Here is a 14,601-nt window from a genome sequence, read left to right on the forward strand (position 1 = left end):
ACTCGGCTACGCGGCTGAGAGGCTTGACTGCTGTTTCCAAAACTCTTCCAATCCCTTGTGGACTTTGGACACGTCCTCTTGGGTGCCCATCAGCTCGAACCTGTACAGGTGCGGAACTCTGCATTTTTGAGCGACGATGTCGCCAGCTATGCAGTAGCTGTCGTGAAAATTTGTGTTTCCTGCGCCTATCACTCCCCGCAACAAGTCCCGATTGGACTCGATATTGAGGAACTTGATGACTTGCTTAGGCACCGATCCGCTGCCGCCGTCGGCACCGTAGGTGGGAAGTACTAGGACAAAAGGTTCCGTCGCCTGCAATGTCTCGCTGCGCGTGTGCAACGGAAGCCGGGCAGTCTGCCCCCGAGGCAGACCCAGCTTGTCGACGAATCTGTGGGTGTTGTTCGACACCGAGGAGAAATAGATCAGCTGCGCTGAAGTGTGCATGCGCCTACCTCCTCACGGACACGACTTAAGCTACTGCGGCCTGCTGCATGTTGGCCTGGGCAGCCAGCTCAGAGATCTTGTCTGGGCGGAACCCGGACCAGTGGTCAGAGTCCGTGATGACGACTGGTGCCTGCATATAGCCCAGCGCCCGAACCCGCTCCAGAGCCTCAGCATCCTGGGAAATGTCCACCGATGTGTAGGTGACACCGTTCTTGTCCAGAGCGCGGTAGGTGGCGTTGCACTGAACGCAGGCGGGCTTTGTGTAGATCGTGACGCTCATGGGGGAAGATCCCTTCGGGTGTAGTTCCGCTTCTCAAAAGTCTGTGCCGTATTGGGGCCTGATCGACGCCCCCTGGCTACCTCTCAATACTACATCTTGTGTTGGCTGAAGTCATCAGGCACTAGATGCTGTACTCACACCAGTGTAGTTATCCACCGCCTGTGCACAACTACCTGTGGAGCGTGTCCGGCACCAAGACAGGGATCCAGGGCTACATAGGCGCAATACTCCACAGGAGTGCACAGGCAGGTACTCAAGAAAATAGAAAAGATCCACGGCGTGTCGTTGGCCGCACGCCGCGGCTACTAGTCAACAGCACGAATTCAGAGGCGCAGCACAACTTTCCCGCTGGATTGGGCGTCTTTCGCTGCTGAGAATGCTTCCTCGGCGGCTTCGAGGCCGAATTCGTGCGTGATGATCCCCTCGATGTTCGCATCGGCTGCCAAAATCCCCACAGCCTCGGCGATTTCATCCTTAAAGCGGAACGACCCCAATAGGCGCACTTCCTTGGCGATATAGGGAGCCAGATTAATGGGCTTCACCTCGTTGGGGGCCATCCCGATCTGCACGACTGCACCAGCGGGTCGAACGGCCGTCAACACTGCGGAGATAGCACCAGGTGCGCCTGAACACTCCAGAATCACGTCATAGTCGTTCACGGGCAGTTGCGTCTGCGCGACGTTGATCACGCTGTCAGCTCCCAATGCTTGAGCCCGAGCAAGCGGGCCGTCCAGAACATCGCTGACGTCGACTGCCACAGCCCCGCCGGCCCGGGCCGCGACGAGCGCAAGTAGACCGATGGGGCCTGCGCCCGAAACCAGGACGTCCTTGCCTCTGAGGTCGCCTGCCTTGGCAGCACCATGCATGGCGACCGCCAAGGGCTCCGCGAGCACTGCCCTTCGCACAGGCAACGCCTCCGGCAGCGGCACGACCATTCGCGCCTCCACGAGCAGTTGACCGACTGCCGCTCCCTGGGTATGGGGCCAGGTCGAGGCGCTGCCGAGATATGAGCCACCTGGCCAAAGGTGAGGATGCTCCGGATACTTAGGTTGTTCTGGGCCGAACCGTGCCGGATGCACTGTCACAGGTTGCCCAGGTTCTAGGTTGCCCGCCGGATCCTGTGCGACCCTCCCGCTGAGCTCATGTCCTGGGATCAACGGCTCTCTCACCACGAATGCACCGTTCACACCATCGTAGAAGTAGTGCAAGTCTGAGCCGCAGATGCCGACGTAGTCGACATCGATGAGCACGTGTCCCGTCTGAGGGCGGGGTGAGTCCACTTCCGTGAGTGTTACTCGACGGGCAGATTCGATGTACAATGCGTGCATTTTAGACAACTGCGCTCATCCCTCCGTCAAGGAAGATGTTCTGTCCTGAGACGAAGCTCGATGCCTCGGAAGACAAGAAAAGTAGCACTCCCGGGAGTTCGCCGAAGCTGCCCCATCGGCCAGCTGGCGTCCGTGGACGCAACCACGAATCAAAGTGATCGTCTGCTACCAGGTCCCGGTTCATTTCGGTTGCGAAGTAGCCCGGAGAGATGGCATTGACCTGAATGTTGTGCCGGGCCAGATCGGCAGCCATACCTTTGGTCAGCTGGGCAACGCCGCCCTTGGTAGCTGAGTGCGGTGCGATGGTTTGGCGGGCGAGTTGTGACTGCACGGAGGCGATGTTGATGAGAATATCTGGTACGCCGTAGTCCCGGAACAGTGTCGCGGTGCCTCGTTTGGCAGCATCTTTGTCGGTGACACCGAACATCCCTATGAGTGCTGACGCGCCCGCCTCCGTCTCGATGAGCTCCGCGGTCTCCGCTAGAGCGGAGGCGTTCCTTCCGTGAAGGATGACTCGCGCCCCTGTCACATCAAAAAGGTGCTGAAATCTAGAAGGTGGGAACTGACTGCTCATATACGTGATACTCCTTCGTTGACAACGGCGGCCAGTGCAAACTCGATCAGTGATTGCACTGGCCTGCTGCACGTCTCATCACAGTCACGTCTTTCCCGCCGTCCGGGCAGCCGGAGGGTTAAACTCGCTCAGTCGCAGAATCAGCTCTCCACGCCCCAGCTTCCTTGTTGGGTACGGGCTGATGCGCCGAAATGAGTTCTGCGGCGACGGCGTCGTCAGTAACCGTCTCGGCTTCCAGAACTGCTTCCACGTGAGCCCGATATGCTGTCTGCTCGGCAGCTGAACGCTCGTCGCTCCATCCCAACCGGGGAGCCGCTATCTGAAGGATCTCTTGCACGGCGCAGAGTCCACGATCACCGGATTCGTAGTTCAATCTGGTCCGGCGGGCCATCACATCATCCAAGTGCAGCACGCCCTCTGCCTCCACGGAGTAGGCAATCTCAGCGCGCAGGTACGACGGCGCATGCTGCAGTGGTTTCGCTAAGTCCGGCTGCTCATCAATGAGGGCAATAAGCTCGCCCAGCAGAGAGCCGTACCGGTTGAGCAGACGGTCCACCCGCTGCATGTCCCATCCGTAGCGTGCGGAAAGATCCTCCGCCTGATCGACCCACTCCCCGTAACCTTGTCCTCCGAGAAGCGGCAAGACAGCGGTAATGGATGCCCGGTCCTTGAAGGTGCCCTCGACGGCGAAGTCGACCACATCTTCAGCCATCACACGGTACGTGGTGAGCTTGCCACCGGCGACCCCGGTCAGCCCCGGCGCGAGCTGCATCACGGTGTGCTCGCGGGAAACCTTCGCGGAGGCCGATTCATCCGTCTTCACCGGCTGCACCAACGGACGAAGGCCAGCCCAAGTAGCCAGCACATCGTCTCGGGTGAGATCTTCTCCGAGCACCGCATTGGCGTGTTCCAGCACGTAGTCGATGTCAGCAGCCGTGGCGGCGGGAGAGTCCACCGCTTCATGCCAGGCAGTGTCTGTGGTCCCAATAGACCACACATCGCGCAATGGAATCAGAAACAGCACCGACTTCTCAGTCTGCGTGATCACCCCAACGGTTCCTTCCGCGGCGATCCGGTCACGCGGGACCGTGATGTGGATGCCCTTTGACGCTAGAACCCGAAGACCGGAAGTGGCCTTAGCCGACTGCTGAGCTTCACCAGTCCACACCCCGGCAGCCAGAATGACTTCCTTGGCGTGAACATCAAATTCTTCGCCGGTGAGGTGGTCCCGGATACGCGCTCCTGTGACGCGGCGCTCTGCTTCCACCGCGCTGCTTTCCTCATCTCGGAGGTAGCTGATCACTTCAGTTCGGGATGCCACAGCCGCGCCGAGGCTGTGAGCTGAGCGGGCAAGAGTCAGCACCAGCCGGGCGTCGTCGACCTGGGCGTCGTAGTACTCGAGTGCACCGTGGTACTTCTCTGGGTCCAGGCCGGCAAAGCGTTCACGCAAGCGCCCCCGCCCGAGGTGTCGGTGGAAGGGCACGGCGCGGCCCTTGGAGCCCCGCAGCAGCGAGGAACCGGAGGCCAGTGTGTCGTAGAGCGTCACTCCGGAGCCGATAAAGGCCCGGTCCACCACCGGTGTGGTGAACGGGAAAACGAATGGCAGCGGACGTACCAGGTGCGGTGCCAAACGGCGCAGGAGCAGGTCACGTTCGCGCAGGGCCTCAGCGACGAGCTTAAAATCCAGCATTTGCAGATAGCGCAATCCCCCGTGAATCAGTTGGGAGGATCGGGAGGATGTTCCCTCCCCAAAGTCTCGGGCTTCCACCAGACCAGTGTCGAGACCCCGGCCGGCGGCATCAAAAGCCGTGGAAGCTCCGACAACCCCTCCTCCGATCACAAGGATGTCTAACGGTTCGCCACCCGGCTCGGAGGTGGCACGCAGGCGGTTTAGTGCGTCATTGCGGGATGCTGCATTGAGCGACATTGGCTTCACACTTCCAGGGTACAAGGCGGAGCGGTTCACCCAATCGTGACCTCCAAGGCTCTTCACAGATAGCCAGCCTAGGCTCGAGAATCAAGAGAGTATGTGTTGTACCGACCTTGCAGGACAAGGAGTGAGTTATGTCCTCTGGCATCACGCCAACTGAGGAGATCCCCGCCGACCAACTAGTGAAACAGGCCGATGGCGACCTTTACCGGCAGCTGCTCGATCAGCTCAATTCCAATGCTGAGCAGCACGGCGAGCCTGGTGCGGTGCAGAGGATGGTGGAAATTCGCCGCCAGCTGACGGAGTTTCAGCTTCATTACAAGTTCGGCATGGACGAAGTGCTCACCAAGATCAATGTGCTGCGCGAAGAGTTCGAGCACACCCGGGACTACTCCCCCATTGAGCACGTCAATTACCGGTTGAAGTCGCTCGAGCGCATTCTGGATAAGGTCCGCCGGTACGGCTGTGAACCGACACTGGAGGGCATCCGCCATTCCATCCGGGACATTGCTGGGATTCGGATCACCACAAGTTTTGTCTCAGATGCCTTCTGGGTTGCGGAGATGCTGTGCAGCCAGCCAGACCTCCGGGTCGTGGAGGTTAAGGACTATATTCGCAGGCCCAAGCCCAATGGCTATCAAAGCCTCCATGTCATCTTGCAGGTGCCGGTCTACCTCTCCAATCGCACGGAGTTCGTCTACGTGGAAGTGCAGATCCGCACGGTGGCGATGGATTTCTGGGCCTCATTGGAGCACAAGATCTACTACACCTACGACGGTGAGGTCCCTTCGGACATTCTGGATGAACTGCGCGACGCCGCCGTGCAGGCCGCCGCCTTGGACACCCAGATGGCCGAGATCCGCGATAAGGTGACTGCTCTTCGTGAACAAGCCCCGGCCTCTGGGCAGGGGGCAACAGGTCCCACACCGTCTGACCGCCCCGACCCCGGACACTGGTTCCGAGGCAGCGATGACGCCACCGGACCCACCGACCACGATTCGCCTATTTTCACGTGGCAGGACGGCCGCAAAGGCGCCAACTAGCAGGTCCCTGAGACGGCAGCAGCGCTCTTCCAGGCCAGGATCATAGGCTCCTCAGCGAATCCGGTGCGGGAAACGGCAACCTGTGGTGCCGCCCATCCGAACCGACTGCTGCGGCCGCACCGAGATCATCTTCGGCCACTCAAATGCCATGCGGGCCAGCTTCAGTGAAGCGCACACGCACCGACTCACCACTGGGCAGTTCTAGGAGCCACGGCTCGGCGAAGAAAGCTAGGCCCGTTTCATCGAGTGCTTCCTCAGCCGTGAGCCAATCTACTTGTTCAGTAATCTCTAGTCCCATGGCGTCGTGCGCAACAAAGCCGTCCCCGGCCATGCGGATCCATCCGATCCGGTCTCCTCCGATGCGGGATGCTCGATCCAGGTGTCGTCCATGGCGGCATAATAATGCACATCACCGGGGAAAGTGGTTGATGGGACCGTTGCCCTTTCCCACGTCCAGCTGTTCCGCGCCCTGAAGTGCCCGCTGCATCCAGTCCTTTACTGAGTCCAGCCCAGCATTCCAGCTGAACCCCCGCGCACGCAGGGTGGCCAATGCGGCAGAGACCGAGCATCCGGTCCCATGAGTATTGGTGGTGGCGATCCTAGGTGTGCTCACGGAGTAGGTCTCCGGTCGGTCGCCGTCGACAGCGGGGAACACCAGACTGTCGGTGACGCTCGATTGCCCCATATGGCCCCCTTTGGCCAGCACCACAGCGTCGTGCGCGTCAGCGACCTCTTCTGCCTGCTGGATCAGTTCTGAGGACGACGACGCCGGCTCCGCACCGGCCAGAATAGCCAGTTCAGGCACATTCGGAGTCACGAGATCAGCGCGGTGAATAAATTCGATGAGGGAGGCTTCAGCGTCCGTGTCCAGCAACCGGTCTCCGCTCGTGGCGACCATGACAGGGTCAACCACGAGCGTCGGTGCGCTCGAGGGGTCAAATGTGGCTTCCCACCATTGTGTGACGGTCCTTATGATGCCCACGGTGCCGAGCATGCCGGTCTTGACCGCATTGATGGTGACGTCATCACTGACCGCATCCAGCTGGGCTCGCAGGAATTCCACCGGCGGTGCGTGGATCTGCCTCACACCTTGGGTGTTTTGGGCGACCAGAGCGGTGACCACGCACATGCCGTAGCCCCCATGTGCGGCGAATGACTTCAGATCGGCTTGGATTCCAGCGCCACCGGTGGGATCGGTGCCGGCGATCGAGAGGATATTGGGTATTCCCACGAGCAGTCCCTTCGTACGTACTAACGTGACAGGTTCTACGGGTGTGTTCTCAGCGCCTGATGCGCACCCCGTGCTGAGGACATACGGTATCAGTCGATAAGGCGGTGAGCGCCGTCGCGGCGGGGATCATCAGCTCCGGTGATGGTCCCAGTTTCATGGTCGATGACTAACGCCTGCACTGATCCGAAACTGGAGGTGGGCCACTCCTCAACAGCCCACCCCAGCTCCTCGAGGTCAGCGATGAGCCCGCTGGACTGGCCCTGCTCAAGGTACAGGAGACTGTCCTCTGCGCGGAAACGTGGCGCCTCCAGCGCCTCCTGTAGTTCAGCGTCCTGCAGTGCCCACTGTGACAAAACCGTGCCCAGCGCCGGCAGAATCTGCATTCCTCCAGGTGTACCGATGGCCATGACAGGCAGGGCGTCCTCATCGAGCACCATCGTGGGGTTGGACCAGGTCACCGTCCGCCGACCCGGTTCAGGCTGGTTAGCAGGCGAGTCAATGTCCGAGAACCGTTTCAGCGCGTTATTGAGGAAGTAGCCGTCCACCTCCTGCCCTGATCCCCAAAAGTCGGTCACGGTGTTGGTCATGGAAACGGTGAGCCCGGTATCGTCCACCGCTGAGATATGAGTGGTGTTGGCGTGTGCAGAGTCCTCAGGGCCGCCTGGCGCGGCCTGTGGCAGCTCTTCTGGGCCCTCAGGCGAGATCTGGGCGTTGGCGTTGGGGTCGGTGAGTTCATCCACGGGGACCTCGACGGCGGTCGGATCTCCGAGATCATTGCGGATTGTCTCTTCTGCCACGCCCCATGCTCTGGAATGAGTGTCGATGTACTCGGCGGAATCCGGGGCCATCCCCCCGACACCCTCCGATTCGGCAATCTGCAGCATTTGGATCAGCGCAGCACCTGGCAGCGGTGGTGGTGCTGAGACGACCTGATAGTCACCGAAAGCACCTGCCACAGGCTCGGCTGTGGTGATCTCGTAGTCAGCCAGGGAGTCACGATCGATGCCCTCTGCCTGCTGGGCCAGAGACTCGGCGAGCTGCCCTGTGTAGAAATCCTCCCAGCCTGCTTCAGCCAGGCGCTGTAATGACTGTTCCAGTTCGGGCTGGACGAGCGTCTCGGAGGTGTCGAGCGGTTCTCCCTCCGGATAGAACGCCTCCAGATCGGCGAGGTATTCGGGCCCCGCACCGGAGCTGATCCGGTCGCTGAGGTACTCAGAGACGGTGAATCCGTCCCCCGCCACTTCAATCGCTGGTGAGATCACCTCCTCCCACTCCAACTCGCCATAGTCCTCATGGATCTGCCCCATACCGGCGACGAAACCTGGGATGCCGGTGCCGGTGTCGGGGATCTCGCCGCTGGCGTTGACCACCTCGCGGTAGTCGTAGAAGACCGGTTCCTCGTCTGGGCCCGCGATGATGACGGAGCCTCCTCCCCCCATACCGGAAGCCACCGGCTCCAGCACCCCAATGGCGAAGGCTGCCGCGATACTCGCGTCCACTGCGTTTCCACCCTCGTCGAGAATCCTCTCAGCTGCATCGACTGCCTGTTCATGTCCTGCGCTGACACCGTTAGCGTCGAGAGCTGGGGACACGTCTTCCGCAGGCTCCGACTGTTCGGTCTCGGCGGTGGCGTCGTCTGTCGGCTCTTGAGTGGACTCTTGAGTGGGCTCCAGGTCGGTTGTCGCAGGCGGGGACGGCTCATCCTCAGTGATTCCGCACGACGCCACGCTGAGACACGCGACAGCGAATGGAGCGAGGACGAAGGGCGTTTTGCGTTTCAGTGTCATCACCTCGTAAGAAAATTGGGTAGCCGAAGCAGTGTTTCGAGGGGACCACGGGTCGCAAATGCGCGCCACAATGCGCACAGCGCAATGATCAGCCCGATGATGATTGCACTGACCAGCAGGCCCCGATTGGGGTTCTCGGATGCCGGTCGGACCAGCACGGCAATCGCTGCCAGGTGGAGGCAATATGCGGTCAGCGCAAACTGACCTGTCACCACCAGAGGGTACGCGAGACGTCCAATCCGTGGGGTGAGGATCAGCATAGTGCCGATCATTAACGCCGATGTTCCCACGGCAGAGAGCACCCACAGTGGCATCTGGGAGTGGCCTGACGCCAGAAGTAGATGGTCTGGACCCACCTGTTCGGCATCAGGTTCGCCGAAGAGCTGGATCAGTCCCCACGATGCAGCAGTCATAACAGCGGCACAGGCCGCGCCAGCAATAATGAGCATGTGCTGCACGGAGCGGCTGCGAAGATCCAATCGGCCCAGGAACATCCCGAAAAGGAAAGGCGCGATCCAGACGATCAATGGATATGGGCCCGTAAGATAAATGGCGGCGGCGGAATCGAGTGGGCCCCGGGCCAGAGATGCCGGACCCGCAGGCAGGCCCGCCGTGCTGTGAAGCGCGATATACGCTACTGGGCCCACCAAGGTCATCCCGGCTGCGAAGCCAAGCAACCAGCGGCTAGGCAGCCTGACGGCGATCAGTGCGATCACAAAGAGTGCCGCATAGAGCATCAAAATGACGTTGACGCCCGTTGGTAACTGTTGGAGTGCCAGACCAATGACCATCAGGACCGCAGCCCGCCAGAGGAGGCTCGGCCACACCGGAGCAGATGTTGACCTCAAGCTCCTTGTGAGGATAGTGACCCCCATGCCGGCGAGCACAATGAACAGGATCGCTGCCCTGCCGTGAAGTACCGACACGATCAGTGCTGGTAATCCAGTTGAGTCCGCTACTCCTACGTTGACAATGACCATGCCGAAGATCGCCAAGGCACGAGTGGCGTCCAGCGCCGTGATCCGTGACGAGGAATGCCCGTTGGTGGACGGCTTTTCCAATTGGCTCATCGTAGACAAGGGTAAGGCATGGACCTGCGGGGTGCCTGATCAGAGCCTGACCGTCTACGGCGGGTACGCCACTCCTGTCCCTGTCACCTGGAGACCGATGGTTTCACCCACTCCGAGTGGCTCAGCGTTGAGCTGGCGTACTCGCACTTCCTCCTCGCGCCCGTGGATACGAACCAAAGCGGTGGTGTCATGGCCGAAATAGTCGGCATCCAGCACAAGACCCAGTACTCCGCGGCCCGGCGCTGTGACCGCGATCTGTTCTGGGCGCAGCAGGAGACTTGCGAAACCAGTCGGAGCTTCGTTGCGCAGCGGAACGGTTCCGAGGGAACATTCTGCGGAACCTTGAGAAACGTATGATTCCAACACCACAGCTTCACCGAGGAACTGCGCAGTTCCGAGGTCTGCAGGGAGGCTGTAGATATCTTCAGGTGCCCCGGCCTGCCGGAGCGAGCCCTCTTGGAGCACTGCCACCGAATCAGCGAAGGACAGGGCCTCATCCTGGTCATGAGTGACCAGCAGAGCTGTCGTTCCTGTAGAACGCAACACTCGTTGCACAGCCTTACGAGTCCGTTCCCGCAGGCCTGCATCCAATGCGGAGAACGGCTCATCCAGCAGAATGATCTGCGGACTCCTGCCCAATGCCCGGGCTAGTGCGACCCGCTGCTGTTGCCCTCCAGAGAGCTGATCTGGCCTGCGGCTGGCATAGTCCGGGGTAAGACTGACCAGGTCCAGGAGTTCTTCGACGCGCCGACGGGTTCGCTGCCCACGCGGCAAACCAAACGAGATGTTTCCTCCCACACTCAGGTGGGGAAACAGTCCTCCGTCCTGCGCGACCAGACCGATTGAACGCCGGTGGGCAGGACGGGCGGTGATGTCGGCATCATCGAGCTCGACGGTGCCTGCATCGGGGCGGAGGAACCCGGCGACGATGCGGAGCAATGATGTCTTGCCCGATCCTGAGGGGCCGACAATAGCAGTGGAGGTGCCCGCCGGGCAGGTCAAAGTGACATCGTGCAGTACCTGATGGTTGCCGTAACTGTGGCTGACGCCTTGCAGATGCAACGCACCGGCGGTGCTGGTGGGGCTCACTTTTCCTCCTTGAGCATGCGGGAAATCATCAGCCACGCGGGTATGGCGGCTAAGAGGACGAGCAGCACGGCGAACGGGGCCGCTGCTGCGAGGGATTCATTGCCGGTGTAAGTCCACAGCCTGGTGGCCAGAGTGTCGAACCCGGTGGGGCGCAGCATAAGCGTCGCGGGCAGCTCTTTGATCACCGTGAGCATCACCAGTAGGAAGCCGGAGCCGATCCCCGGGGCCATCAGCGGAAGAGTGACCCGCAGATAGGCGGTGAGTGAGGATTTGCCCAGTGCACGCGCCGCTTCTTCAAGCTCAGGAGGCGCACTGAGCGCCGCAGCGACCGCAGGGCCCAGCGCCAGGGGCAGCATGAGCGTGCAGTAGGCGAGAACCAGCAGCCATGTTGTCTGATAGAGCGCTGGCACCACGGAGATGCCCAGCATGACCACCGATAGTCCGATCACCACACCAGGTAGGGAGTGCGCAAGGTAGGCCAGTCGCTCGAGGCTACGGGCGATCACAGAGCCTCGGCGCGCGATGTAAACCGACAGCGGCACTGCCAACAGAGTCGTGGCGCCGGCCCCTAGGGCGGCAACCCACAGAGAGTTGCCAAAGGCTCCAGCGACCTCCGCTATGGATCCGGGTGTTGAAACTCCCCGGTATGCCCAGTATGCCAGTGCCGTCCCCGGCACAACGAGACTAGTGAACACCACGGCCCACGCCAGTGTCAGCGCTGGGGCTGTCCATGGGCCTATGCTCAGCCGCAACGCGGGTCCCGACCCGCCTGGGCCAATGGCCGCGTAACGAGTGGAGGTGCGGCGGAACCGGCCTTCGACGAGCAGCACCACCATGGTCAGCACCAGCAGCACTGAGGACAGCGCAATGCCGCCGAGCCGGTCAAACCCCATGGAGAAACTGGTGAACACGGCACGGGTGAAAGTGTCAAGGCGCAGGATCGAGACAGCGCCAAAGTCTGCGATGACGTAAATGGCGCACAGGAGACCACCAGAGGTGATCGCTGGAGCCGCCTGGCGGACGGTCACGGTGAAGAAAGTGTTGACTGGTCCACGGCCCAGAGCCCTGGCGGCTTCCTCCTGCGCTGGCCCAACCCGCATCAGCGCGGCAGCGGCAGGTAAGAAGACGTAGGGGTATGTCACCGTGGTGATCACTACTGTGGCGGCGAGGAAACCTTCGAAGGTGGTTCCTGGGTTGACCAGCTGGTTCATAGACTGCCAGCCGAATGCTGCCACGTAACTAGGCACAGCCAATGGGAGGGCTGCCGCGACAGCTAGCGTCCGACGCAATGGGATGGCGGTGCGGGTCACCAGCATGGCCATCCCCACGCCGATGACCAGACATAGTCCGGTGACCACCGCGGTTAACGCCAAAGATGTGCTGGCCAAGCGTGCACTGCGTGCGCTGAAAACGACGTCTAAGAAATCAGCGGCGGGGTAGTCGGTGGCCCTGATGACGAGGTAGAAAAGTGGCAGCAGCGCTATCCCGGTGGTGAGGCAGGCCAGTATCCCCAACCACCACGGAGCCCCCGCGCCGCTTCCCCTTCCGAGGAATCTTCGGGGCCGCTCACTGGGGCGTCGCGCCTGACGCGCAGGCGCGACGAGGCCGCCCGGCTCGTTGATCCGGGCGGCCCGCTCCGCAGGAGATTCGGAAATAGTCGAGATGGACTAGCCTGCCATTCCCGCTTCAGTAATCATTTGGATCGTAGTCTCGAGGTCGTCCAGTTGATTCAGATCAATGTCCGGGACATCAAGCTCATCCAGTGCTGGAAGACCTGCTGGTGCGTCTAGTCCCTCAATCATGGCGTACTCGGCAGTTTCTTCCACGAAGTACTGCTGACCCTCCTCGGACAGGAAGTATTCGAGGAGTTCAGCTGCAGATTCGTTGTTGGCGTCCAGAACTCCGGCACCGGCCACATTCATCAGCGCGCCGACGTCTCCGTCACCGAAGAGGTGATTCGCTGCGGGAAGGTCCTCTGGCTCAACGCCGCGTTCCTCAGCCTGGGCGTAGAGGTAGTAGTGGTTGACCAGCCCCATCTCCAGCGCTCCGTCCAGAACGTCGGAGACAATCGGGCCGTTGCGCTCACGGTACTGCGGGTCGTTGTCGGCCATCTGCTCCAACCAACCCTGCGCGGTATCCTCACCCTCAGCGACGCGGAAAGCCGTCACGAAGGATTGGAATGACGCGTTGGTGGGGGCGATCCCGACCCGGCCCTCGAACTCAGGTCCGGTGAGCTCTTCCACTGTGTCTGGGAGTTCGGCCTCATCGACGAGGTCTGTGTTGTAGATCAGAGTCCGCAGGCGCCCCGAAAGACCGACCCAGCTGTCACCATTGTCACGGTACAGCTCAGGTACGCGGTCCAGCAGGTCCTGCTCGAGGTCTGCGAACAAACCTTCTTGCGCTACTGCTCCGAGCGCTCCGGCATCCTGGGCGAGGAAAACGTCGGCTGGCGTACCGTCGCCTTCCTCGAGCAGCTGCGCGGCGAGTTCTGCGGTGTCGCCGTAGCGCACATCAACATCGATACCGGTTTCGTCCTCGAACTGGTCAATCAGCGGCTGAATGAGCTCTTCATTACGGCCGGAATAGAGCACGACGCTTTCAGCTTCGGTCCCCTCTGCCCCGTTGCCGTCGTTACCGTTGCTGGTGCCCTCATCATCTCCGCAGGCAGTCAGTACCAATGCGGAGGCGGCGGCGACAGCTAGTGCCGCACGAGTTGTGCGAATCATTCGTCAGGGTCCTTTCCAAGTGACGGTGAGTGCCCTTGGGTGCGAGTGCGGGTCTCCCCTGCGGAAACCCAGAGCACCACTATACGTCACAAATACATTCCCTAATTGTGTTACGTAACGCAGGTAACCCTAAAGCAGCAGCGCCGCCACTAGGGGCAGCGTCATCAACGAGACGCCTGTGGTCCCCACCAGCACCGCCGCAGCCATCCGCCCGTCGCCGTCGTATTGTTCGGAGAAGATGAAGGCGGTGGTCGAAGACGGAGTGGCCGCGAGGATGATCAATGTCCCGGCCCAGACCGGCCCCAGCGCATCATAGAACGGCAACACGGCCAGCCAAGTCACCGCCGGCAGAAGCAAGAGTTTTACTCCTGTGCCGATACCCACTGCAAGCAGCGGTACTGCCCCGCTGCGGACCCCCTGCAAAGCTGGATGAAGGGCCAGCCCCACACAGAACAGGGCCAGCGGAACCGCTGTGTTCCCGAGCATCGCGACGGGCTCATTGAACAGATCGGGCATGCCAAATGGGGTGAGGACGACCACAAGCGAGAGCACCATGAACCAGAAGACCGGATTCAGCAACAGCCCTCTGCGCAGAATGGGCCAAAGTTGTCCGCGCCACAGTTCACCGAAGGATCCTGCGGAGCCCTCACGGGCTCGAGTCAGCACCGCTGTGCGGACCAACGGGTAGCCGTTCATGAAGAAGATGTTGTGCACCATGTGCACAATCCCGGCAGTCAATCCGGCCTCCGGACCGAGAAGTCCGATGGAGATCGGGATACCGAAATATCCGACGTTGCCGAAGCTACCCGCCAGAGAGACTGGTGCGGCCAAGTCCTTCGACAACCCGCCGAGTCCGCGGCACAGGTAGTACAGCCCCACGGCCAGCGCCGGGGTCACCGTCAGCACGATCAGTGGCACGGCCAGCGGGAAACTCCCCACTGATGGTGCCGCGGTGATGGAGGTGTAGATGAAACAGGGCAGGGCGAAGTAGAACACGAACGCGTTCAGGTAGGGAATGGCTTCCCGAAATCGTGTGGCGAACCCGGCGGCAAACCCCAAAAGGATCAGAACGAACAACGGGGCGATCACCCCGAGCATC

At 61.1% G+C, this 14,601-nt stretch carries 14 protein-coding genes; 1 reads left to right on the forward strand and 13 read right to left on the reverse strand.

Features of this window, described 5'->3' with window-relative positions; genetic code table 11:
• Nucleotides 1-6: 6 nt before the first annotated feature.
• The 5 genes from nrdI to FEF26_RS09165 all read right to left on the reverse strand — a co-directional run bounded on the left by nrdI (nucleotide 7) and on the right by FEF26_RS09165 (nucleotide 4,553).
• Nucleotides 7-444 carry a class Ib ribonucleoside-diphosphate reductase assembly flavoprotein NrdI gene (gene nrdI / locus FEF26_RS09145; RefSeq protein WP_138253231.1) on the reverse strand — a complete coding sequence of 146 codons (438 nt, stop codon included), beginning with the start codon at nucleotides 442-444 and terminating at the stop codon, nucleotides 7-9.
• A gap of 25 nt (nucleotides 445-469) precedes the next feature.
• A complete protein-coding gene (nrdH, locus tag FEF26_RS09150) occupies nucleotides 470-724 on the reverse strand; it encodes a glutaredoxin-like protein NrdH (protein ID WP_138253232.1) in 255 nt (84 codons plus the stop codon).
• 323 nt (nucleotides 725-1,047) lie between these two features.
• The gene (locus FEF26_RS09155) at nucleotides 1,048-2,004 is read right to left on the reverse strand and encodes a zinc-binding dehydrogenase (RefSeq protein ID WP_341805147.1); all 957 of its coding nucleotides are present in this window, start codon (nucleotides 2,002-2,004) and stop codon (nucleotides 1,048-1,050) included.
• Nucleotides 2,005-2,053: 49 nt separating this feature from the next.
• The gene (locus FEF26_RS09160) at nucleotides 2,054-2,626 is read right to left on the reverse strand and encodes an SDR family oxidoreductase (protein WP_138253234.1); all 573 of its coding nucleotides are present in this window, start codon (nucleotides 2,624-2,626) and stop codon (nucleotides 2,054-2,056) included.
• A gap of 118 nt (nucleotides 2,627-2,744) precedes the next feature.
• Complete coding sequence (locus tag FEF26_RS09165) at nucleotides 2,745-4,553, reverse strand: glycerol-3-phosphate dehydrogenase/oxidase (RefSeq protein WP_138253262.1); 1,809 nt, start codon at nucleotides 4,551-4,553, stop codon at nucleotides 2,745-2,747.
• A 137-nt stretch (nucleotides 4,554-4,690) separates the two neighbouring features.
• On the opposite strand from FEF26_RS09165, the gene FEF26_RS09170 reads away from it, so the two are divergent.
• Complete coding sequence (locus FEF26_RS09170) at nucleotides 4,691-5,599, forward strand: GTP pyrophosphokinase (protein WP_208012883.1); 909 nt, start codon at nucleotides 4,691-4,693, stop codon at nucleotides 5,597-5,599.
• A gap of 139 nt (nucleotides 5,600-5,738) precedes the next feature.
• Here the strand turns inward: FEF26_RS09170 and FEF26_RS09175 are convergent, their stop codons facing one another.
• The 8 genes from FEF26_RS09175 to FEF26_RS09210 form a co-directional block, all read right to left on the reverse strand.
• Nucleotides 5,739-5,930, reverse strand: coding sequence for a hypothetical protein (locus FEF26_RS09175; RefSeq protein WP_138253235.1), 192 nt, complete (start codon nucleotides 5,928-5,930; stop codon nucleotides 5,739-5,741).
• Between the two features lie 78 nt (nucleotides 5,931-6,008).
• Complete coding sequence (gene thiD / locus FEF26_RS09180; protein WP_138253236.1) at nucleotides 6,009-6,830, reverse strand: bifunctional hydroxymethylpyrimidine kinase/phosphomethylpyrimidine kinase; 822 nt, start codon at nucleotides 6,828-6,830, stop codon at nucleotides 6,009-6,011.
• Between the two features lie 89 nt (nucleotides 6,831-6,919).
• Nucleotides 6,920-8,617, reverse strand: a complete 1,698-nt coding sequence (locus FEF26_RS09185) for a gamma-glutamyltransferase family protein (RefSeq protein WP_138253237.1) — start codon at nucleotides 8,615-8,617, stop codon at nucleotides 6,920-6,922.
• Nucleotides 8,617-9,687, reverse strand: a complete 1,071-nt coding sequence (locus FEF26_RS09190; protein WP_138253238.1) for a heparan-alpha-glucosaminide N-acetyltransferase domain-containing protein — start codon at nucleotides 9,685-9,687, stop codon at nucleotides 8,617-8,619. Before FEF26_RS09190 ends, FEF26_RS09185 begins: the two co-directional genes overlap by 1 nt.
• A gap of 54 nt (nucleotides 9,688-9,741) precedes the next feature.
• Nucleotides 9,742-10,776: an ABC transporter ATP-binding protein gene (locus FEF26_RS09195; protein ID WP_166432984.1), complete on the reverse strand. Its 1,035-nt coding sequence runs from the start codon at nucleotides 10,774-10,776 to the stop codon at nucleotides 9,742-9,744.
• Nucleotides 10,773-12,290, reverse strand: a complete 1,518-nt coding sequence (locus FEF26_RS09200; protein ID WP_138253240.1) for an ABC transporter permease — start codon at nucleotides 12,288-12,290, stop codon at nucleotides 10,773-10,775. The genes FEF26_RS09195 and FEF26_RS09200 overlap by 4 nt, the downstream gene beginning before the upstream one ends.
• A 153-nt stretch (nucleotides 12,291-12,443) precedes the next feature.
• Complete coding sequence (locus FEF26_RS09205) at nucleotides 12,444-13,502, reverse strand: iron ABC transporter substrate-binding protein (protein WP_138253241.1); 1,059 nt, start codon at nucleotides 13,500-13,502, stop codon at nucleotides 12,444-12,446.
• Nucleotides 13,503-13,631: 129 nt separating this feature from the next.
• Entirely contained in the window at nucleotides 13,632-14,600 is a 969-nt protein-coding gene (locus tag FEF26_RS09210) for an AEC family transporter (protein ID WP_243730504.1), read from the reverse strand.
• Nucleotide 14,601 lies beyond the last annotated feature (1 nt).

The sequence above is a fragment of the Nesterenkonia salmonea genome, from assembly GCF_005771525.1.
In the GTDB taxonomy this organism is placed as follows: domain Bacteria; phylum Actinomycetota; class Actinomycetes; order Actinomycetales; family Micrococcaceae; genus Nesterenkonia; species Nesterenkonia salmonea.

Excerpts from the sequence above, each read along its gene's own strand:
- FEF26_RS09165 (WP_138253262.1), bottom strand. The coding sequence starts at position 4,553 with ATGTCGCTCAATGCAGCATCCCGCAATGACGCACTAAACCGCCTGCGT.
- nrdI (WP_138253231.1), bottom strand. The coding sequence starts at position 444 with ATGCACACTTCAGCGCAGCTGATCTATTTCTCCTCGGTGTCGAACAAC.
- FEF26_RS09160 (WP_138253234.1), bottom strand. The coding sequence starts at position 2,626 with ATGAGCAGTCAGTTCCCACCTTCTAGATTTCAGCACCTTTTTGATGTG.
- FEF26_RS09190 (WP_138253238.1), bottom strand. The coding sequence starts at position 9,687 with ATGAGCCAATTGGAAAAGCCGTCCACCAACGGGCATTCCTCGTCACGG.
- FEF26_RS09210 (WP_243730504.1), bottom strand. The coding sequence starts at position 14,600 with ATGCTCGGGGTGATCGCCCCGTTGTTCGTTCTGATCCTTTTGGGGTTT.
- FEF26_RS09205 (WP_138253241.1), bottom strand. The coding sequence starts at position 13,502 with ATGATTCGCACAACTCGTGCGGCACTAGCTGTCGCCGCCGCCTCCGCA.
- FEF26_RS09170 (WP_208012883.1), top strand. The coding sequence starts at position 4,691 with ATGTCCTCTGGCATCACGCCAACTGAGGAGATCCCCGCCGACCAACTA.
- FEF26_RS09175 (WP_138253235.1), bottom strand. The coding sequence starts at position 5,930 with ATGGCCGGGGACGGCTTTGTTGCGCACGACGCCATGGGACTAGAGATT.
- nrdH (WP_138253232.1), bottom strand. The coding sequence starts at position 724 with ATGAGCGTCACGATCTACACAAAGCCCGCCTGCGTTCAGTGCAACGCC.
- FEF26_RS09185 (WP_138253237.1), bottom strand. The coding sequence starts at position 8,617 with ATGACACTGAAACGCAAAACGCCCTTCGTCCTCGCTCCATTCGCTGTC.